This window comes from Mariniphaga sp. (genome assembly GCF_041687215.1).
Classification (GTDB): domain Bacteria; phylum Bacteroidota; class Bacteroidia; order Bacteroidales; family Prolixibacteraceae; genus Mariniphaga.
Genome location: NZ_JAWLCI010000013.1, coordinates 44,448 through 66,368, shown reverse-complemented (window position 1 = coordinate 66,368; position 21,921 = coordinate 44,448). Strand labels below are relative to the sequence as shown.

Annotated in this window: 12 protein-coding genes; all 12 read right to left on the bottom strand. The window is 35.1% G+C overall.

All coding sequences use genetic code 11. The features are described 5' to 3' along the window. Window positions 1-65: 65 nt before the first annotated feature. Complete coding sequence (locus ACESMA_RS07155; protein ID WP_372948099.1) at window positions 66-1,301, bottom strand: hypothetical protein; 1,236 nt, start codon at window positions 1,299-1,301, stop codon at window positions 66-68. Between the two features lie 663 nt (window positions 1,302-1,964). Then, window positions 1,965-5,963 carry a non-ribosomal peptide synthetase gene (locus tag ACESMA_RS07150; protein ID WP_372948098.1) on the bottom strand — a complete coding sequence of 1,333 codons (3,999 nt, stop codon included), beginning with the start codon at window positions 5,961-5,963 and terminating at the stop codon, window positions 1,965-1,967. Between the two features lie 48 nt (window positions 5,964-6,011). Next, window positions 6,012-13,403: an amino acid adenylation domain-containing protein gene (locus tag ACESMA_RS07145; RefSeq protein WP_372948097.1), complete on the bottom strand. Its 7,392-nt coding sequence runs from the start codon at window positions 13,401-13,403 to the stop codon at window positions 6,012-6,014. 228 nt (window positions 13,404-13,631) lie between these two features. After that, complete coding sequence (locus ACESMA_RS07140) at window positions 13,632-14,504, bottom strand: class I SAM-dependent methyltransferase (protein ID WP_372948096.1); 873 nt, start codon at window positions 14,502-14,504, stop codon at window positions 13,632-13,634. An 80-nt stretch (window positions 14,505-14,584) separates the two neighbouring features. After that, entirely contained in the window at window positions 14,585-15,442 is an 858-nt protein-coding gene (locus tag ACESMA_RS07135) for a class I SAM-dependent methyltransferase (protein ID WP_372948095.1), read from the bottom strand. A 190-nt stretch (window positions 15,443-15,632) separates the two neighbouring features. Continuing rightward, window positions 15,633-16,616, bottom strand: a complete 984-nt coding sequence (nadE, locus tag ACESMA_RS07130; protein ID WP_372948094.1) for an NAD(+) synthase — start codon at window positions 16,614-16,616, stop codon at window positions 15,633-15,635. Window positions 16,617-16,623: 7 nt separating this feature from the next. Then, entirely contained in the window at window positions 16,624-18,600 is a 1,977-nt protein-coding gene (gene asnB / locus ACESMA_RS07125; protein WP_372948093.1) for an asparagine synthase (glutamine-hydrolyzing), read from the bottom strand. A gap of 11 nt (window positions 18,601-18,611) precedes the next feature. After that, window positions 18,612-18,869, bottom strand: a complete 258-nt coding sequence (locus tag ACESMA_RS07120; protein WP_372948092.1) for an acyl carrier protein — start codon at window positions 18,867-18,869, stop codon at window positions 18,612-18,614. Window positions 18,870-18,944: 75 nt separating this feature from the next. Beyond that, on the bottom strand, window positions 18,945-19,991 hold the full coding sequence (locus ACESMA_RS07115; protein ID WP_372948091.1) for a 3-oxoacyl-ACP synthase III family protein: 1,047 nt from the start codon (window positions 19,989-19,991) through the stop codon (window positions 18,945-18,947). Window positions 19,992-19,997: 6 nt separating this feature from the next. Continuing rightward, window positions 19,998-20,741 (bottom strand): SDR family NAD(P)-dependent oxidoreductase, encoded by a 744-nt coding sequence (locus tag ACESMA_RS07110; RefSeq protein WP_372948090.1) that lies wholly within the window; start codon window positions 20,739-20,741, stop codon window positions 19,998-20,000. Beyond that, window positions 20,738-20,974 (bottom strand): acyl carrier protein, encoded by a 237-nt coding sequence (locus ACESMA_RS07105; protein ID WP_372948089.1) that lies wholly within the window; start codon window positions 20,972-20,974, stop codon window positions 20,738-20,740. Before ACESMA_RS07105 ends, ACESMA_RS07110 begins: the two co-directional genes overlap by 4 nt. Before the next feature lie 2 nt (window positions 20,975-20,976). After that, the gene (fabD, locus tag ACESMA_RS07100; RefSeq protein WP_372948088.1) at window positions 20,977-21,915 is read right to left on the bottom strand and encodes an ACP S-malonyltransferase; all 939 of its coding nucleotides are present in this window, start codon (window positions 21,913-21,915) and stop codon (window positions 20,977-20,979) included. Window positions 21,916-21,921: the final 6 nt, after the last annotated feature.

The window sequence follows — 21,921 nt, the reverse complement described above, 5'->3', positions numbered from 1 at the left end:
GCTCCAATTGTTTTGGAAGAACTCAATTACTTATAGTTTATTTGTTAATAAGGCCTTAATTATTCCTATTCAGGCACACATGCTGCATCATATTTAAACCAGGTTCCCCACTGGGCTCCGCCAAAGGTTGCTCCCCAATATCCATCTCCCCAGGCTGTACCTCCTTCATCTGCGCATGGCACAGGCACACTGCTCACAGTCGGCTGGCCAACAATAAGCTGAACTGGCAGTTTATTTAAATCTATAGGTACAACGACAAAAACAATTTTTTCACCGCAATCAGGTTCAAATCCTTCACCATTTTGTTGTACCTCGCACACAATCGCATTTACCCTTTCCTGTTTCCAATCGAGAGGTAACTGATCAAAAAATGCATCGCCACCATCAATTAAATACCAAATGGCTGTCTGAATATCTTGCATGGTTATTGCTTCTGAAACAGTATTACCTTCATTTAGATATGGTGTACAATCATCGTTTTTCAGCTCAACAACAGTACCGACTTTGTAATTATTTATCAAATAATTAATTAGGTCGAAATTTTCAGGTTTTTTCACAGTGCCTGATGGTATTGGTTCATAGCTGGAATAAAGGAGTGCATCATATACAAGAGTTGGGTCAAGACCATATGAGGTATTAACACACCAGTTTTCATAAGTACCTGCTAATGCACCAGCATTAGCACCAGATATTGCCACCTCCAAATAACTGTTTGTGCCAGGATATGTAAATTTTACCTGAACCGGATCATTAGGCAGGTAAAATGCAAAACCCTCAATACCACCAAATTTTACAACTGAGAGGTGAATAGCACCTACGTTATCAAATTCCACCGGAATTTCATAGCGAGTTGTATATTCATCTGGTGTAATGTTGTATTCGAAACGTCCGGGAATTGGATTTCCATTTCTTGTTTGCGGTATATCTTCATCGGTACTTGCAAAGTGAATATGAATTTCTTCGATAACATACGGATACATGTCTGGTGTACCATCCTGATCCGAGTCTGTCAAGTCAATTATTACCTTGCCAGGTTCAAATTCCACGTAGCCCACTAACGTGCCAGCTTCTGCATTTCCAACTCCCATCCATAGTTGCATTTGTTTACCATCTAATGGTTCAATAGGATCTTGATTTACTACAATACAATATTTACCTTCAGCATCGAAAGTATTGGCATCGGTATTTCTGGTACCCGCCTTCTTAAGTTCTACATTGTCAACTTCCAAAGACTCCATGTCTTTGTCGCATCCAGCCAGTAAAAAGCTAAATGCAATCATCATTGTGAATAGTTTTTTCATAACATTTCAAATTTTAATTAATACTAAAAGACCTTTTTAAAAACCAAGGAACAAACAAAATTGTCATTTGTTCTTTTTTGTTCGTGTAAATTATTTCTTATGTTGTTTTTCCTTTATTAATAATCACATAACAATTTACGACAAACACCAACAATATCAAAATTAAAATATATCATTCTTTTTCATTGTTTTAGGTTAAACACCATTTCAGACATAGTTCAAGCTATATGCCACAATGCTTATAATGCATATAGCCAGGGGTTTGTAACTTTTTTGTTGCGTTTGTTAAAGTCTTAAAATGGGACATTCTATCGGTGTGAAAAACCTCTTATGATCAAAATATAAATTTCTGATTATCGACAAAATTTTTTTTTTAATATATTGCCACAGTTCTGCTAAACTCTAGTTCTCAATTAGTTACCGATGTTCTCAAGTTTTTGTCATGTACTTAATACATTTCTACATATTATAAACCTGTTTTTATCTTTACTAAAGTGGTATTTATTTGCCCTGTTCTTTTCAAAAGGTGACAAAAACTCTATAAGACTTGAAACTGATTCCTAAAATATGGAAAGCTCAATTTCATAAAGTTTTATTCCCGGGTCAACTTCCAGCCTATCGTTAAAACCTTGAGTCCGGGCTTCTAATGTTCCGCAAAATACCTCACTCATAATTTTCAGAATTATAATTGTCCAGAACACGTTGAAGACTAATTGCTAAATCTTCCACATTAGGCATTTCGAACATGTCAACATGATTTCCTGGAACCATGTGTTTACGAATACCTTTGAGAGCCATTTTTTTCCACCCAAGAAACTTGTGATCATGCACAAAATTAACTTCTTCTTTAGCTCTAAATAAATCTATAACAATGTCTTGGGGGACTATAGTATAGCGTTCGGTGGCTAGGTTGTGATTGGTTAGCATCTTTAATGGAACATTAAACTGCATTTCATACTGTTTACCTTTCCCATATTTGAGCCTTAAAGAATATCCTATAAAAAGTTGTTTAAGCAACTCAACCCTTCGTTTAAAATTCTTTTTATTGCTAAACATGTTAAGTAGGAGGTAAACCATTTTCCCCGAGAGAAATAATGTATAAACAATTTTTTTCTTTATAGGGTTACTGTAATAATAATTAGGATAAACATATGTGTCGAATTGTGCAAGAATGGATACTGTTCGCCCTTGTGCTTTAAGTTGTCTTGCCATTTCATAAGCAACAATACCTCCAAAAGAAAATCCGGCCAGAGCATAGGGTCCTTTTGGATTTGCAGCAATAATTTCAGAAACATAATCAGTAGCCATTTTATGGAGACAGTCATGGGGTTCTGTAATCCCATCCAGACCTCTTGATTGCAAAGCGTAAACAGGCTGATCTTTATGCAACAATTGAGCTAATTTGTCAAAATGCAGTACATTGTGATTAGCTCCGTGCACTATATATAAAGCTGGCTTAGTTCCTTCTGGTTTTAAGGGCACTAATGAATTCCAAGTAAAGAATTCACTATCCATGTAGGCTGCAAATTTTTTAATGGTTGGATGTTTTAATAAACCCACGAGCGGTAATCTTTTTCCAGTTTCTTTTTCCAGTTTTGCCATTACTTTTACACCAACAAGAGAATGACCCCCAACCTCAAAAAAATCGCTATTAACATCAATTTTATCTATTTTTAAGCACTCTTGCCATATAGCTGAAATAATCTTTTCTGATTTGGTCGAGGGTGGAGTAAAACTAGTTTTTTTGGTTTCGTTCGGTAAATTATTCAGTAAAGCTTTACGATCAATTTTACCATTAAGAGTTTTAGGAAATTCTTCTAGCAAATTAAATTGCAGGGGTACCATGTGTGCAGGAAGCTGTTCCCTTAAAATTCGCTTCCAGGCACTCACTTGATCGGGATGCTGGCTTCCCATATCTGATGGAATTAGGTAAGCAACCAAACGGTCTTCATTCAATAATACAATCGAGGACTTTACTCCTTCCAATGAATCCAACACTTGTTCAATTTCACCTAGTTCGATTCGATGTCCCCTAATTTTTATCTGTTGGTCTATGCGGCCCAAACATTGAATTTCACCAGATGGAAGCAACTTGGCCAAATCCCCGGTACGATATAAAACTGCACCTAGGTCTGATTCGAAAGGATTATCAATAAACTTTTCAGCAGTTAACTCTTTTCTTTTCCAATACCCTTTTGCTACGCCATCTCCTGCAATGCATAGCTCTCCAATTTTACCGGGTTCTACCAAATGACCCTGCTCATTTACGATATACATTTGAGTGTTGGCAATAGGTCGGCCTATGGTAATCAAATCATCGTCCTTCGAAATTTTTTTAATAGCTGACCATATGGTTGTTTCAGTCGGACCATACAAGTTCCAAAGCTCATTTACCTTTTCCAATATGTTTTTCGCTAATACCATTGGTAGTGCTTCTCCCGTGCACAATGCTTTTATTGGTAAATGTTCATCCCAGCCAGCATCTAGAAGCATTTGCCAGGTTGCAGGAGTTGCCTCCATCATGGTTATAGCCTCCTCTTTTATTACTTCTAACAGCAAACGGGGATCCTTAGCTGTATCTTCATTTGCCAATACTAGTTTAGCCCCTTTTAAAAGTGTAGCATACAACTCGAATCCGGCTATATCAAATGATATAGTGGTTATGGAAAGTAATTTATCTGTTTCTTGGATACCTGGTTTTTCCAGAACGCTAAATAGTAAATTAACTAAATTCTTATGTGTCACGGTTACCCCTTTGGGTGTACCGGAGGACCCTGATGTGTAGAGTAAATAGGCTACTTGGTTATTGTCTGCCACTAGATTTACTGGTGTATCAGGGTACTTTGGTAGATTTGAAAAAATAGATTTTATAAACAATATTTTTGCGCCAGATTCTAACAATGGCGAAGATGTTTTAGTTGTAATCATGAATTTGGTCTCCGAATCCTTCAACATAAATTCTAGTCTCTTTTTTGGATAATCAGGATCCAAAGGAACATAAGCAGCACCGCACTCCATAATGGCAATCAAAGCTACTATCAATTCAATAGAGCGTGGTAGTAAAACTGCCACAAAATCACCTGGGCAAACTCCTTGTTCCACTAAGAAGTGAGCCAATTGGTGGGACTTTTTTTCCAAACTTTCATAGGTGATAAACGAATCACCAAACTTTATAGCTTGCTTAGAAGGAGTATTTTGAGCTTGCTTTGTGATTAGTTCATGCAAGGGCAATTGTGGAAATGGGGCATGGGTATCATTCAAATCTAAATAGGCCGAAAAATCTACCTTAATAATGTTACCAATTTCAACACTTGGATTTGCTACTATTCCATGCAGCACTTCTTTGAAAGAAGCCATCATTTGCACTATAGTGGCCGGCTTAAAAAGAGAAGTGTTATAGGACCATTCTAAAATAAGTTCATCTTCTGTTCCCATAGCATTTAAAAAAAGCTCAAACGCTTCATAGGCCCTGGGATTACTCTTTAACTTAAAACTTAAGCCATTAAATGCAACTGCATTTGCCATGCCTATATCAATATTGAAAATAATTGGAACTATTGGTACCCTTGATGGATCTCTTGAAATTGCAAGTTTTTGAAGTAATTGTCCAAAGCTAAACTGTTGATGTTCGTAAGCATTAAAAATTTCTTCTTTCCTGTTTTTTAAATATGCATTGAATGGAATATCAGCAGCAAGCTTACTTCTTAAAGGAAGCAAGTTCACGCAATGCCCTACTAATTGGGTCTTACCACTATTGGACTGACCAGCAGCCGGCAGCCCTAAAACCAAATCATCCTGACCTGTTTTATGATATAGAAAAACCTCAAAGGCAGCCAGTAAAGTAACCACAAAACTTGCTCCAGACTGTATGCCAACTTTTTTTAGACCAGCTACCAAGTCCCTATCAATTCCAAAATCTAAGCGATTACTCTTAAAAGTTCGTAATTTAGGGCGTGGAAAATCGGTAGGCAGGGAGACGGTTGGAACAGATGTTTCATATTGTTTAAGCCAATACTTTTGGGTTATTACAAATTCAGGACTTTCAATAAATTCCAGTTCTCCCCCTGCATAAGAACTAAAGGTTTCAGGTTGTGGGACATCCGGTGTTTTGCCTTCTATATAAGCAGAATAGAAACTGCCTAATTCTTCGAGTATGATACCCATAGACCAACCATCGCATATGATGTGATGTGCAGTGAGTACTAATTGATGTTCCAGTTCTGAAAGTTTTAGTAACCTAATCTTTAACAATGGGCCTTTAGCCAGGTTAAAAATATAATTGGCTTCTTCCGATAAATAATCTTTTATTGCTTTATTTTTCTCCGCTTCACCAAGCTCGGAAATATCGTGATAATCAGGTTCTATTGAAACCTCCTGAAAAATTGTCATAAAACGTCCGTCGGGGCTAATGGTAGCTCTTAATGCCTCATGTCTTCTTACCAATTCTTTAATGGCAACCTCTATGGCAGCTATATTCAAGTCACCCTTTAAGATAAGGGAAACAGATTCATTGTACGCTCTGTTGGCATCTTCGCCACCTAACATACAGGCCGTCCAAATTTCAGCCTGAGGTTGTGTAACAGGGATTATACAAACTATTTTTGGCCCGTTGAAAGGATTGAACGAAGTCGAAGTAGTTGTTTTAGTAATTGGCTGTTTCATTTATGTAACCGTATTCGTTTTTAAAATTTCTAAAATTGATTGATTATTTTACAAATCGATTTTACGATATTCACCATTGTTTTCTTTGTCCGCTACAAACCATGCCGGATTTCCGTTCTCATCCATACCAAGCTTAGCCCCCGGACATGGTGGAGTATTTAATTTATCTATAGAAGTTTTAGTTTTTGTATTTTGTGTTTTAGATGTAAAATTGGATGATTGCGAATTTAAAAAACCAGCAGCAACCAACTCGTTAACAGATGCAAGTAATACTGTTTTAATTTGTTTAATATCTTTTTCCAGAAAAGCATTCGTCATAAAACATGGAAACCCATCCCAAATGTGAATACCTTTTTCTCTCATCAAAACAAAAAGCAACTCTGAATAAGGTATTTCTTCCAGGAATTTTAATCGCCACAACGAACCAAAATACGTTATTTTGATAGGAAGGCCCTGTTTTTCAAACATATTATTGAGATCTATAGCCAAGCCTTTGGTCATAGCCGTTAATTTGTTTTGAAGGTCTATTCCCTGCTTTTTCATAAAAATTAAGGATGCCTTCGCTGCAGCAAGCGCAAGTGGGTGGCGAACAAATGTGCCAGCAAAATAAGTAACACCTACTTCCGGTATGGAGTTGTCACCATATTGCCAATATCCACCATCAAGCGCATCCATGTATTTTTTATAACCCAAAATAGCACCAATAGAGATACCTCCACCTATAACTTTTCCATAGGTAGCAATATCTGCTTTAATTCCAAACAATGCTTGTGTACCACCTGGATGCATACGGAAACCTGTAATTACTTCGTCAAAAATAAGCACAGTTTCTGATGCTTTGGTAATCTCACGGACTTCTTTCAGGAACTCTACAGGCTGAAACTCCGGTCTGCGACTTTGTACTGGTTCTACAAGAATTGCAGCGACTTCATGCGCACGATTACGAATTATGTTTAAACTTTCATCTGTACCATAGTCCAGCACTAAAATATTTTGAACGGAATCTGATAAAATTCCAGCTGCTGCTGGGAACGTTTTCATTTTTTTTGATCCTCGCACAAGTGCTTCGTCATTTATTCCATGGTAAGATCCTGTAAAAGCAATGATAAGTGAACGCCCAGTGACTGTTCTGGCAATACGCATAGCCCCTAAAACTGCTTCTGAACCCGTATTGCAAAGGGCTGCCCGTTCATGGCCAGTAAACTCACAAAGAAGTTCGCAAACTTCTCCCGCTAAGGGATGTTGCGGTCCCACCTCAAAACCAAGTTCTATTTGTTTATGAAGGGCTTCTTTTATAAAATCAGGTTGGTGACCAAACATGCATGAACCAAAGCCATTTAGAGTGTCGATATACTCATTGCCATCCAAATCCCAAAGGCGGTTGCCCGAAGATTTCTCAATAACAATGGGATATACAAGCTCTTTCGTTAATGGCTTAAAGCCAGACACCACTCTTGGATCAGACATGTGCTGACGATGTTCCTGAGTGTAGGTTTTACTGCTTGTAGTTTTACTATTGTAGCTAAGAATTAATTTTTTTAAAAAGGCTCCTTGCTCCTCATTTAACTCTAATGATTGCCTCTCAATTCTTGGCGAGGCACCAAAAGGTTTCTTGTGTTCTTTGATCTCTTCTTCAGTCAGTGATTCTGATGACGAATTAGTTGTTAACTTTATCTGTTCAATTAGTGGTTCTTGAACCACTGAAGGAGTTGAACTATTTCCTTTTAACAATTCCAATTGTTTTCCTAACAATTGAAGTTGTTGGGCAATAAGATCTATTGCAGTATTATTATTAGTTTGAGCAAAATTATTAAAAGAGCTTGTTTGTATTGAGTTACTCGAGACTAAATTAGGAGCTGATACTTTGTCAGGCGCTGGAGGTACAGGAACAAAACGCTCTGGTGGTAAATTTTTATCCAAATAGTTTGCCAAAAGATTTGGTGTGTTTAATTCGTCATTTAACTGACGAAAGGTGATAGGCGTTTTAAATTCATTTTTCAAAGTTATCGCCATTTGTGTTAAAACAAGTGAATCAAGACCCAATTCGAGAAAACTATGGTTGTATTCAGAAGATTTTAACTCCATACCAGAGGTATTCAAAACGATATCTGAAACTTTTTCCAGAATCATCATTTTCCTATCAGGTTGTTCAATTGTTTTCATTTGAGATTGTATCGATTGATTTTTAATAGGTTCAATTAATTTATTCATGTTTTCAGCAGATACTTCATTTAATGGCGGATCTATCCAACAAGGTTTACGATCAAACACGTATGATGGCAGCAAAACTTTTTGCCTGGATTGGCCACTGTAAAATGCTTTCCAGTCTGGCTCAATCCCATTTAGCCAAAGTTGTCCTAAAGCAGATAATACGGTGTGATAGGAATTTTCATTTTCACCTGGCACAACCAAACTTGCAATTGAAGTTGCTGATTTTGATTTCTTTTTTTGTTGCGATAAAGTGGTTAACGCACGACCAGGACCAACTTCTAACAATACGATATTCTCTAATCCAAGAGCTGTTTCCATAGCGTCCGAAAAACGCACAGTAGCACGCAAATGATTTGTCCAATATTGAGGATCAGTAGCTTCTTTGTCGCTCAGCCATGTTCCGGTTACAGTTGAAATAATAGGAAGTCGAGGAGCATTTAAAGTTACTTTTTTAACTTCAGATTCAAACATACCCAGAATAGGATCCATCATTTTAGAATGGAATGCATGACTGGTTAAAAGCAATCTATTTGGAATTTCCTTCTCCTCTAAAATTTTAGCAAAGGTTTCAATTGGCTTATCTTCTCCAGAAACAACACATAACTGGTCAGAATTTACAGCAGCTACTGAAAGTGTTTCAGGAAGAATTTTTGATAGAATGTCATAAGATGTTCTAACTGATAACATACTGCCACCAGGAAGATTACTCACCAATTTACCTCGAACAGCAACCAGTAGTAGTGCATCTTTTAAAGTGAATACGCCAGCCAAAAGAGCAGCTACAAATTCACCAATACTATGTCCACAAAGATGAGTTGGTTTAATTCCCCAACTCATCCAAAGTTCAGACAAGGCATATTCTACAACAAACAAAGCTGGTTGTGTATATTGGGTATCTTTTAAACGGATTTCTGCTTCGGGAGAATTATTTTCAGGATAAATAATATTACGGATATCAAAATTAAAAGCTTCCGATAATATTTCAGCACATTGATTTACTGCTTCACGAAACACGTCTTCATGTTCATAAAGTGCTTTACCCATTTGTAAATATTGTGCACCCTGTCCGGGGAAAAGAAATGCCAAATTGTTAGGTACAACTTTCAAATCAGATGTTTTTACAGTTGTTGTATCATCTAACAATAGTTGATTAATGGCGTTTTCTGAATTATTCGCTAAGGTAAAACTACGTTTACTGAATGTATCTCTGGTAACACTAAGTGAATATGCTACATCTGCTAATTTTATCTCAGTTGAAGATTTAATATAATTGCCCAAAGCTATTTTATAACCTTCAAGGCTCTTGTCTGTTTTTGCTGACCAGGTTAGTAATTGTAATGGCTTATTTTCTCCTGAAGCTGGTTGATTGGCTTCAAACTCCTCTACTATAACATGTACATTGGTACCTCCAACACCAAAGGAGCTGACACCTGCACGTCTTTTTCCTTTCCATTTCCAATCGCTAAATGTGTTATTTACAAAGAAAGGACTGTTTTCAAAATCAATAGCTGGATTCGCTTTTTCGTAACCTAAAGATGCTGGTATTTTTTGATATTTTAAGGCTAACATGGTTTTTATGACTCCTGCAACTCCTGCAGCAGCTGTTAAGTGTCCCATATTACTTTTTATAGAACCTATAGCGCAATAACCATTTAAGGATTGTTTGCCAAAGGCCATTTGCAGTCCTTCTATCTCAATGGGATCTCCAATTGGGGTTGCTGTGCCATGGGTTTCAACATAGCTAATATCAGAAGGGGATATTTGCGCATCTCTGAGCGCTCTGGATATTACATCAGCCTGGCCTTCTGCACTTGGCGCTGTAAAACTTCCCTTACCACCACCATCATTATTTATTCCGACTCCTTTTATTACCCCATAAATGAAATCTCCATCTACTTTTGCGTTTTCCAACCTTTTTAAGAGAATAACTCCAGCACCATCGCTAAAAACTGTTCCTTTTCCATTGGCATCAAAAGAACGACAATGTCCATCTGAACTCAACATTGCTCCCTCTTGATACAGATGTCCGCTGTAGATAGGAGCAGTTACACTAGCCCCACCTGCTATTGCGATGTCGCATTGGTTATTTCTTATAGCTTCAACTGCTTCAGCAACGGCTAACAAAGATGTTGAACATGCCGAATGAACACTTACTGCTGGTCCTTTAAGATTCAAATGGTAAGCCGTACGGGAAGATATATAATCCTTTTCGTTAACTGAGTCCACCTGAAGGATTCCTACTTGATTTAACAGTTCTTTATTAGGCAATATATTGTTTTCAAAGTAAGAATTTCTGCCTTTTCCTGCATATACTCCTATACTTCCTTTATAATGTGAGGGAAGATGTCCGGATTGCTCGAGAACTTCCCAGGCGATTTCTAAAAATAATCGTTGTTGTGGATCCATTGATTCTGCCAATTTTGGATTGATGCCAAAAAAACGAGCATCAAATTCTTTAGCAGAAGGTACAATTCCTCTAGCGGCAACATATAAGGGATCATTTCGTAATTTTTCCGAAATACTTTTATCTAGTTCTTCTTGAGAAAAAAAAGAAATAGTTTCCTTACCTTCTTTAAGAATCTCCCATAATTCTTCAATGGATAATGCTCCTGGAAATCTTCCTGCCATTCCAATAATGGCTATATCTCTAGGTGATTTGTATCCTTCTGGTTTTGGATTATCTAAAGTTGCGTCAGTTGGTTTTTCTATCTTAAAATAATTGGATATTTCTGAAATAGTTGGATATTGATAAATTTTTGTTACTGGTACCTTCATGTTCAAGCTTTGACTCATGAAAGCGGCTACTTTTTGAGTTAAGAGTGAGGTTCCTCCCATTTCAAAAAAATTGTCATCAATTCCAATACTTGGTACATTGAGCTGTTCACTCCAAATGGATGCAATATTTTTTTCAAGTTTAGTTCGAGGTTTTTTCAACAAAGGAGCAGAATCTGGTCTTACATACTCAGGTCGAGGAAGAGCTTTCTTGTCAATTTTCCCATTTGATGTGATAGGAAAATCTTCAACCCACATAAAAATGGAGGGTATCATAAAATATGGAAGTAATTCTTCCAGTTGTTGTCGAATAAAATTGGCATCACCCTTGGTTTCTTTGGGTTGCAGATAGGCTACCAACTGAGTTTCTCCTTTCAGGTGATTACTTGCCAGCACTATAGCTCGTTTGATATCCGGGAGCAAATTTAATTTCGATTCAATTTCACCTAATTCTATTCTATGTCCTCTTATTTTAACCTGATCATCTTTCCTTCCAATATATTCAATGCTTCCATCTGGTAACCTTCTGGCAAGATCACCCGAACTGTACATCCGTTCTCCTTTAATAAAAGGATTGGAAACGAACTTCTGGCCAGTCAATTCTGGCCGATTGAGATAGCCTCTGGCTAACCCCTTACCAGAAATATATAATTCGCCCACTACACCTACCGGTTGAAGTTTTTTAAATTCATTTAGTATGTAAACAGATAGTGTAGGAATAGAATTCCCTATGTTACTTATATTATTATCTATATCATATTCATCAATTTCTTTATAAGTAACATGCACTGTGGTTTCTGTAATTCCATACATATTAATGAATTTGACATCAGGATATTGAATATACCACTTTTCTAAGTGTTTTGGGAAAAGCGCTTCTCCACCAAAAATAATATAACGTAAATTCAAACTTACTTCAGAATTATTTGTACTCTCCATTAGGTTATAAAATGCGGAAGGTGTTTGGTTTAAAACGGTAATGCCCTCTTTATCAACCATAGAAATGAATTCAAGGGGATCTTTAGCAATCAATTCTGAAACAATTATTAATTTGCCACCAAATAATAACGCACCATACATTTCCCAAACCGAAAAATCAAAACAAAAGGAATGAAACATACACCAGACATCATTTTCATTGAAGTCAAAAAGTGGAGCGCTGTTGAAAAATAAACGAACAACATTTCGATGCTCAATCATTACTCCTTTGGGGTTACCAGTAGTACCAGATGTATAAATTATATAACATAAACTATCTGGACTTATATTAATTTTTTCTGGTTTATTTAAAGAATAAGTTTTTATATTATTAATAAAGTCATTTAGTAAAGAACTATTAATTATTGTTTTGCATTGGCTATCATTTTGTATATATTCTTTTCTTTGTTCAGGATAATTAGGATCAATTGGAATATAAGCAGCCCCTGACTTTAGAACACCTAATAAACATATTATTATCCATTCACTTCGATCAAGCATTACAGCAACCAAATCAGTTGCATTTACTCCATGTACGTTTATTATATAGTTTGCGAATTGATTTGACAACTTATCTAACTCATTGTAAGTAATTTCTTTATTTTCAAAAACTACGGCTATATTATCAGGATTTTTATTTGCTTGCTCAAGGAATAAATCTACTAATGTTTTCTCTTTTGGATAATCTACTATCTCACTACTAAGAGTATTTAGCAAAAATTCCCGTTCTTCATCCTTTATATAGTCAATTTCCCCAATTCTTACATTTGGATTATTTATAAGTTCAGATAAAAGCTGCTTGTAATGAGAGATCAATTTCTCAATCATATCAAAACCATAAATATTAGTGTTGTAAGTTATTTCAAAAACGAGCTGTTTATCTACCTCTTCAAATGTAATTTTTATATCAACTTCTGAAAACAATTTGTCTTCATTATCCATCTTGTCGGATAAAACTTTGGGAGACAACATTATGTTGAACAAATCATTAGGGTTTTTGTTAGAACCCCTTGTGAGGTCATCTTTCAAATAAGTAAATGGGTAGTTACCGTGCTTGAAGTCAAGCAAAATGGACTCTTTAACTCTTTTATATAGTTTGCTAAAATTTTCAAAGGGGTCTATCTCTGAACGAAAAAAAAGAGTGTTTTCCCATAACTCCACCTGGCTATTCAAATCTGAATTGCTAACATGTGCTCCCAATAAAATATCTTTCTGAGAGGTATATCTATAAAATAGTACATTCCAGGATGTCAAAAGACAAATAAACAAATTACCCTCATGTTTAATAATGAAAGATTGCAGATCTTTTGTTTGCTTCTCTGATAGAGAGAAACGAATACTTTTGGCACTATAGGTTTTAACTATGTGAGGTGACTTTTTGTTTGGCAGATTTACTATCGATTGTAATCCTGACAACCTGTTAAGCCAATAATCTCTTTGGAGATTACTAATTGTATTATTTTTGTTTGACGCTATCATTCAAATAAATATTAACTGTTAATTTGTTATTATACCAGTAATTCGACTCAACTGCGATTCTTAGCTGTCAAAATAATTAGGCATATCTAAAAACACATCATGTTGTTGATAATTTTAGGCCTTTGAAATTTATTGAATCCAATTTAACAACGAAAAACCTTTATATCGCTATTGATAGACAAAACAACTAATTTTTTAACAGAAAACAATAATTGTAAAAGGTTTATTTTAGTTTTTAGCTCCAATAAATGTTTGAATATTAGTGCCTTCAGCCCAATGTTTTTGTGAAAAATGCCATACACTAAAGCCTGTATCTTTAAAAAGCTTCGGGTAATTATGTGAAAATGCCCATTCACGTCCATAAACTTGAGAATTGGGATTTGTTTCAAAATTGTGTTTAGTACTATTAGGCTCTATTGCAACAAAGATGGTTTTACCCAAGGCGTTAATTTGCCTCAAGAAATCTTGTAAGCGCAGCTCGGTAAAATATTCTAAAACACCTCCAGAAGTGACAAAAATAGTATTATCGTGCCCGTGTTCTTTTACCCATTCAAAACCATCTGAGGTCACAAACTCAAGTCGATTATTGTTACTAAATTTTTTATTATTTATTTCTATCTGAACAGGACTAAGATCTAAACCAACAAAATGATTAATTTTAGGAAATTCTGAACTGAGATAATTTAGTACAGCGCCATTTCCAGTTCCAATTTCTACCAGTGTGTTAAATTCTTCAGATTGGTTTGATAATTCTTTTTTAAGTAAATCGAATATAAAAGTACAATTTGGCAGAAAATCAGTTTTAAATAAATCTTCTGATTGTGATAACCACTCCGTGCCTTTATTGGCCCAATAAGATTGATGTAATTTCGCTATTGTATTGTAATCTTGTCTCTTTTCAAGCTTTTTAAAAATCGCCGCACGCATAAAACGTTCCGGTATACTCATATTATTATTAACGACTACAGTTAATCCATTTTTTGATAATTGGCGCGCCTTTTTTGGGAGAAGAAACACAAGCACATTTCCGAATGGTACTGAAAGTAAATCAAATATTCCTCTTAGAAGTTGATATAGAATAGCTTTTATTTTTCTTTTCATCGGTTGCTGTATATAGATATTCAAAAAAATATAGATTTAACTACGATAAATGTAATTTTCAAGTATTGTACAGGTGTTTTTTAGTTTTTCGCACCAATAAACGTTTTAATTTCATTCCTCCCCCAGGGTTGTTGTGAAAAATGCCATAAACTAAAGCCTGCATTTTTGAAAAGCTTTGGATAGTTATGAGAAAATGAGGGTTCATTCCCATAAAGTTCAGAATTAGGGTTTGTATCAAAATTGTGTCTACCACCATTAGGTTCTATAGCTATAAAGAAAATTTTACCTAATCGGTTTATTTCGTTCAAAAATTCTTGCAAACGTGTCTCCAGAAAATATTCTAAAACACCTCTAGATGTTACAAAAATAGTATTACTTTGGCCGTATTCTTTAACCCAATCAAAAGCATCTGAGGCCACAAAATCAAGCCTTTTGTTATGAATGAACTTTTTTTTATTTATTTCAATTTGGTCTAGACTAAGATCAATACCAATAAAACGATTAATGCCAGGGAATTCTGAACTGAGATAATTTAGTACATCGCCATTTCCAATTCCAATTTCTACCAGTGTGTTAAATTCTTCTGATTGATTTGATAATTCTTTTTTAAGTAAATCGAAAATAAAAGTATCGTTTGACAGAAAATCATTTTCAAAAGCAACTTCAGTTTCTAAAAATAATTCCGTAGCATTTTTACTGGTCCAAAATTTTTGATGCATTTCCGCTATTGTATTGTAATCTTGTATTTTTTCAAGTTTTCTTACAAGTGCAGCACGCATTAACCTTTCCGGTATATTCATATTATTTTTATTCTTATGTACTAGCGTAATTCTATTTCCTGATAGTTGGTGCGCCTTTTTGGGTTGAAAAAAGACAAGAATATTACCCAGTGTAATGACAAGTAGTTTAACAAAAACTGTTCTTATTTTATCTATCATAACAAAAATATTAAAAAATAATTAGGGTATCTTCTATAATAGCTTTGGATTATTATAGTAGATACGGCAAGTATAATTCACTCCATCAGTTAATTTTTTACATTGAAACTGTTATCGAAAGCTTAATGTTTTTAATTAAAATTCATTAAATTTTTTCAAGAAAGATCGTTAATGTCGATTTCAATTTTGGTTACACGTAACCGATAGGTTGCATTCTGAGGTACTCGGTCGTTTTTGATTTCCTTTTAAAATTCGCAAATATATCGGCAACAACATTTGGCGAATACCCCATAACTGAAGCAACTTCTTGTATCGGGTATTTGTTTTCCCATGCGTACCACATGAGATCAAGAGTTTCAAATGGCAATTGAAAAAAGAAATCTTCCTGAGTTTGCTCTGCCGGATACGTATCCGTTGTTGGTGTACGTTTAATAATTTCTTCTGGAACACCCAAATATCTTGCAAGTTCGTAAACCTGAGTTTTATACAAATGGCCAATGGGCATTACATCGGCTCCACCATCACCATATTTGACAAAGAATCCCTGTTGAACCTCATGCTTGTTTGGTGTTCCGATAACAGCATAATGATTTGCCTCGGCATAGTAATAAAGCATTGACATTCTGCTTCTTTGCTTAAAATTGGATGCTGCCACAATTTGTAAATATGCTCTGATGGGCAGCATCTTGCTTTCAACTGCTCCGTTTGCAAAATATACTGTTACATAAAAAATGGGGGGCAGTTTCATATTTGAAATATTTTGTTTGATTTCAATCTTGAATTTATCCTTTCCAGGATTAAAATCAGAAACCACGCTTTTTACGGCCTCGTCGCGTCTGCTATAACATCTAAAACCTGCCAATGCATCTGTCAGGTTCTCTTCAATTGTTTTAACATTGAATCTGCTGGCAAGTTCCAATGCAAGCATTTTACTATCCGGACTCGAATCGTTCTCGGGCATCATTATCCCAATAACTTTATCAGAACCTAAGGCCTGAACGGCTAATGCAAGTGTTACAGAAGAATCAATCCCTCCGCTTATTCCAACGACAGCTCCTCTTCTTTTTAAAACATGAATTACATCGTTCCTGAGTTTTTCAGCAATTTCTATTGTAGTTTGTTCTACACTATTTAATTTTATAATGTCTTTCGAAAATGCAAGTTTTGTTGTCATGGTAATTTTAATTGTAATTTGATTCAGATCTTACATTGCAATTAATTAAATCATTATTGTTCAGATGTTTAAAATCATTGATAAACTGTTTATACAGAAGTTGAGTTGAAATAACTGCGGTAAGTGCCATATTATCTATTTCAGAATATGACTTCCCCGAATTCATCTTAACCAGTAATTTAGAAACAGAATTGACACTAAAAATTCCTGCATTTAATAATGATTCCACAGAAAGAACTTCCTTAATATAATCAGGAGCATCAACTCCAAGAAAACTACTTAAAATAGGCGCCCTGTAAGCCTGTTTGGGTCTGTTTAATATTTCTTCAGGTAATCTTCCTATCATCATTTTCTTTAGCAATACCTTTTCATTCAGCCCCTTAAGTTTGTAATCAGGAGGTAAAGAAGCACAGAACTCAATAATTCTGTAATCCAGAAATGGATATCTGCCTTCCACCGAATTTGCCATTCCCATTCTGTCGCCTTGTGATGACAATAAATATCCCGATAAAAAAACAGAAATTTCAATAAATTGTGACTTTGCAAGTGGGTCTAACTTATCCAGCTTACCGTCAAAGTTTGAAAACAACTTAAGGTATGGATCGAAAGATTTAAGCTTTTCCTGTATTTCCTTGCTAAAATGCTTTGTAATATTCGATGAATTTTTCCACCTTAACAGATGAGAATAAACCGGGGAATCAGTTTCATCAAGTTTATAACCGAAAAACATTTTTAACGCATTATAATTTGCATTCTGTAATGAACTAATGTATGGATAAAGTTTTTTCAACAACAAAGGCCGAATCCTTGAGTTTTTATCTTTCGACCAAAAATGTCTGATTTTGTTTTCCTTAAAAATATCGTATCCGGCAAGTAATTCATCAGCACCTTCACCCGTAATTACTACTTTAATATTATTTTCCATTACTTTTTTGGAAAGACTGTACATTGGCGATGGAGACGTTCTTAAAAGCGGTATTTCGCTATGCCAAACTACCTGTGGAAAATTGTCTGCAATTTCTTTTGAGCTACATTCAAATCCTAAATGATTTGTATTGAAATATTTTGATGCTAAATTTTGGAAGTTCGATTCATCAAATTCATCTTCTTTAAATCCAACGGAAAATGTTTTCAAAACATTTGGTTCTATGTCTTTAATAAATGCTGTTGTAACACTTGAATCCAAACCTCCGCTTAAATACGCTGCAACAGGGACATCAGCGCGAAGTCGGATTCTAACTGAATCTTTAAACAGTTCACTAAAATCGGAAATAGCATCCTCAAAACTGCCTTTGTAATAATTATTTGGAGTCGCAAAATTAAGTTCCCAAAATTTTTGAACTTTTAATTCGCCATCCTTTATTTTCATAAAATGACCGGGCGGACATTCTCTAATTCCCTTAAAAACAGTGTTGGGTGTAATTGTTGTCCAAAAAGTAAAAGTTTCTGCCAGTCCTTCAAATGAAATTTCCCGGCCTACTTTTGGATGTTCAAAAATGGCTTTAATTTCAGAACCATAAACAAATAAATCTGGTGTATTATAATAGAAAAGAGGTCGAATTCCAACTCTGTCGCGCGCCAGAAACATTTCCTGCTTATTTTTATCCCAAATTGAAAACGCAAACTGACCGTTTAATTTTGGAAGACAACTCTCACCATATTCTTCATATAAATGTACTAAAACTTCAGTGTCACTATAAGTTCTGAAATGATGACCTTTTTCCTCCAGCTCCTTTCTTAATTCAATGTAGTTGAAGATTTCTCCATTAAACGCTATCCACAAAGTTAAATCTTCGTTTGGTAAAGGTTGCTGCCCTCCATGAATATCAATAATACTGAGTCGAACACTACCAAAACCAATATTTTCACCAATATATATTCCGCATTCATCCGGACCTCTGTGCCGAATGCGTGTAAGCATCCTGTTAATTAGTGATGCATCAGGACTTTCATTTTTATCAAAATATCCGGCAATACCACACATATCATGGTAAGTTATTGAGCATTTGTTTTTCTGGTTACAAATGCTGCAATGGCATTTATCGATTCAAAATTTTCCTCTAACAGCTCGTCATCTGCCACCTCGACTCCTAATTCTTCTTCTATATAACTAATTAGAGATAGAAAACCTAATGAATCAAAAATACTTTCTTTAAAAACCAGAGTATCTTCTTTTATTTTTTCTTTATCTGTAAAAGTGGTTTCTGAGATAAAATTTCTCAATTGCTCAGTTAATTTAGCGGAATTTTCCATATTTTGATGTTATTAAAAATTTACTTGAAAGAAAAGGTGATTGAATTCAATTCTTTATTTACTTTTCAAAGTCTTCTAATATTCACTAATTTGCGATACCCGAATATCATTAGTGCTAATATAAGCCGAACCAAAAGACCATCCTGCACCAACAGTGCTCAACAGCATCCTTTTTTCACCTTCAAGTTTATGTGCAAGTTCAGAAACAATGGTTAAAGGAACAGAAGCTGAACTTGTATTCCCATACTTTTCGATAGAGAACGGAACTTTATTCGGGTCAAATTTTAATCGTTTCATAATAAATTCCATCATCATTCTGTTTCCCTGATGGAAAATTAGGTAATCAACATCGATGGGAGTTATTTCTGCCTCTTTCATTAGCAGGGTTAATTGTTGTGGAAGATTCCTGACTGCAAAACTAAAGGTGTCCATTCCATCCATGACAATGTCCACGTCTCTGCGAACATTCCCATTTTCCCTTATTTTATCTACCAGATTATCTGCTTTCAAGGGAAAACGAAAACCTCCGTAAGGAATCTTTAAACTGTCTTCACCGGAACCATCTGCTCCCAAAACAAAAACGGACTTCTTAAAATCACCTTTTTCAACTATGCAAGCTGTACCTGCGTCACCATATAACGGAAAGTTGACATAATCCTTTTTGTTTACAATCTTTGATACCGTTTCTCCAACTAAAACTAAAACCTTGTTTATTCCGGATATCGAAGCATAGGCATAAGCAGTTGAAAGTGCGTAAACAAATCCAGAACAGGCTAATGACAAATCGAGGCAAGCGGTTGAGGTTGGCAATCCTAATTTATGTTGCAAAATAGAAGATGTTGGCGGTTGTATGTAATCAGGTGTTGTTGTAAGAAATAAAAGCATATCTATACTTTCCGGGTCAGTATTGTTATCAGTCATTAATTGTTTAGCAGCCTTATAACATAAATCTGATGAAGTAACATCATCCTCCGCAATTCTTTTTTCTTTTATTCCAATTGAACCAATTAATTTCTCTAACGCTTTATTTTCCATTAATAAATCATAGTTCGATGAAACTTTCTTTGGCACACAAGCAGAAATTGCTGTAATACCTACGTTGTTAAACTTTAAAACTGCCATAAATAATTATTTTAATGTAACACCGCCATCAATTGTTAATACTGATCCGGTAACCCACTTTGATGCATCAGATAACAAATATATACAGCCGTAAGCTATATCATTTGGCTCTCCATATCTTAAAGGATAATTTTTTTCATCCTCACGCAATTGTTCATCTGAAAAAGTTCCACTAAATAACATTTCAGTAGGAATAATACCTGGGTTAATGCAATTTGATCGGATTTTACGTGGTGCTAATTCCAGAGCTAATACCTTTGAAAAAGAATTTACAGCACCTTTAGATGTTGAATAAATCGAATTACCTATATAGGCTTTGCTGCTGGCGATAGATGATATAAAAACAATTGAGGATCCGCTATTCATTATTTTTGAACTGATTAATTTTTGCATCAGCAACATAGAAGAAATGATATTGGTCTGGAATATTTCATCAATATTATCTTTTGAAATGAATTTAATTGGTTTGGTCATTGTAATCCCGGCACATAAAACAATCCCATCCAATTTAGGAAGTTCCTTTACTAAATAGTTTAATTCTTCTTCCTTTATTAAATCTATGGATATTTGAACATGTTCCTGACCATTCAACTTCTGAAATGTTTTGTTTAACCTATCCTCATTCCTGCCGGTGATAATCAATTTTGCTCCAATTTTGGAACATTCTGTTGCAATTGCAGCACCTAAACCTGACGAAGCACCAGTTATAAGGATTGTCTTATTTTCTAAAGAAAATGGTGAAGCATTCATTGTAATTTATTTTGTATAAGAATATACAAATCTTCAATGGTCTTACTTTTCATCAAATCACTGCCAGTGACACGAATTTCAAATTCTTCATCAATCATAGCAATAATAGATAGAGCAACCAGGGAATCCCATTCATCAATATTTTTAAAGTCTGTGGATGTATCAATATTATTCAATTCTACATCTTCCAATTCTTCACAGAAACGTTTTAAAAATTCATCTAATGTTATCATATTTATTCGTTTATTTTATAACTGCTATTTATAATTTCCTGATAATCATTTGCCATCCATAAAGAGGTGACCTCTTTTTCAGGATACATTCTCAAAACAATTTTTTGAAGTGTATCATCAGTACCTGCTTCATAAAACTTTCGAACTCCATCTGAAACCATATTATGAACCATGGATGTCCATAATACCGGATGAGTAATATGACGTATCAAATTATTTCTGATTTCATTTATGTTCGTATGAGGCTTACCATCAACACACTGATATATAGGTATAACCGGTTCATTAAACTTTACTTTGCGAATTATTTCGCCAAGTTCTTTTTGCGCTTCTGCCATATATGGTGAATGAAAGGAGCCTGCAATTGGTAATGGAACTGCGCGTTTTGCTCCTTCAGCTTTAAATTGTTTGCATGCCAATCGCACTCCTTTTTTCGATCCTGTAATCACAATCTGGCCAGGGCCGTTATAGTTTGCAATATATACAGGTTCGCCAGTTTCATTGTGTATTTTTTCAATCCTTTTTTCTATGTAACGATCTGATAAACCAATAACAACGCCCATTGCTGATTTTTGATTTTCACAAACTTCCTGACCAATAAGAGCTCTTTTTGAAACGATATAAAGGGCATCCGCAAATGATAAAGTTTTATTTACAACCAATGCCGCAAATTCCCCCAAAGAATGCCCTGCTACAACATCCGGTGAAATATTATTTTGAGTTAATGCAATTATAACGCTGTACAAAAAAACGGACGGTTGGGTATTTTTAGTTTCCATGAGTTCCAGTTCTGATCCTGAAAACATTACATCTGTGATGCGTCTGCCCATTAATTCATTTGCATATTCAAAATAATCTCTTGCAACCGGATAGCTGTCATACAATTCTTTTCCCATTCCTTCTTTTTGAACTCCTTGCCCGGGAAAAATAAATGCTTTCATGTCAGG

Excerpts from the sequence above, each read along its gene's own strand:
- ACESMA_RS07155 (WP_372948099.1), bottom strand. The coding sequence starts at position 1,301 with ATGAAAAAACTATTCACAATGATGATTGCATTTAGCTTTTTACTGGCT.
- ACESMA_RS07150 (WP_372948098.1), bottom strand. The coding sequence starts at position 5,963 with ATGAAACAGCCAATTACTAAAACAACTACTTCGACTTCGTTCAATCCT.
- ACESMA_RS07145 (WP_372948097.1), bottom strand. The coding sequence starts at position 13,403 with ATGATAGCGTCAAACAAAAATAATACAATTAGTAATCTCCAAAGAGAT.
- ACESMA_RS07140 (WP_372948096.1), bottom strand. The coding sequence starts at position 14,504 with ATGAAAAGAAAAATAAAAGCTATTCTATATCAACTTCTAAGAGGAATA.
- ACESMA_RS07135 (WP_372948095.1), bottom strand. The coding sequence starts at position 15,442 with ATGATAGATAAAATAAGAACAGTTTTTGTTAAACTACTTGTCATTACA.
- nadE (WP_372948094.1), bottom strand. The coding sequence starts at position 16,616 with ATGACAACAAAACTTGCATTTTCGAAAGACATTATAAAATTAAATAGT.
- asnB (WP_372948093.1), bottom strand. The coding sequence starts at position 18,600 with ATGTGTGGTATTGCCGGATATTTTGATAAAAATGAAAGTCCTGATGCA.
- ACESMA_RS07120 (WP_372948092.1), bottom strand. The coding sequence starts at position 18,869 with ATGGAAAATTCCGCTAAATTAACTGAGCAATTGAGAAATTTTATCTCA.
- ACESMA_RS07115 (WP_372948091.1), bottom strand. The coding sequence starts at position 19,991 with ATGGCAGTTTTAAAGTTTAACAACGTAGGTATTACAGCAATTTCTGCT.
- ACESMA_RS07110 (WP_372948090.1), bottom strand. The coding sequence starts at position 20,741 with ATGAATGCTTCACCATTTTCTTTAGAAAATAAGACAATCCTTATAACT.
- ACESMA_RS07105 (WP_372948089.1), bottom strand. The coding sequence starts at position 20,974 with ATGATAACATTAGATGAATTTTTAAAACGTTTCTGTGAAGAATTGGAA.
- fabD (WP_372948088.1), bottom strand. The coding sequence starts at position 21,915 with ATGAAAGCATTTATTTTTCCCGGGCAAGGAGTTCAAAAAGAAGGAATG.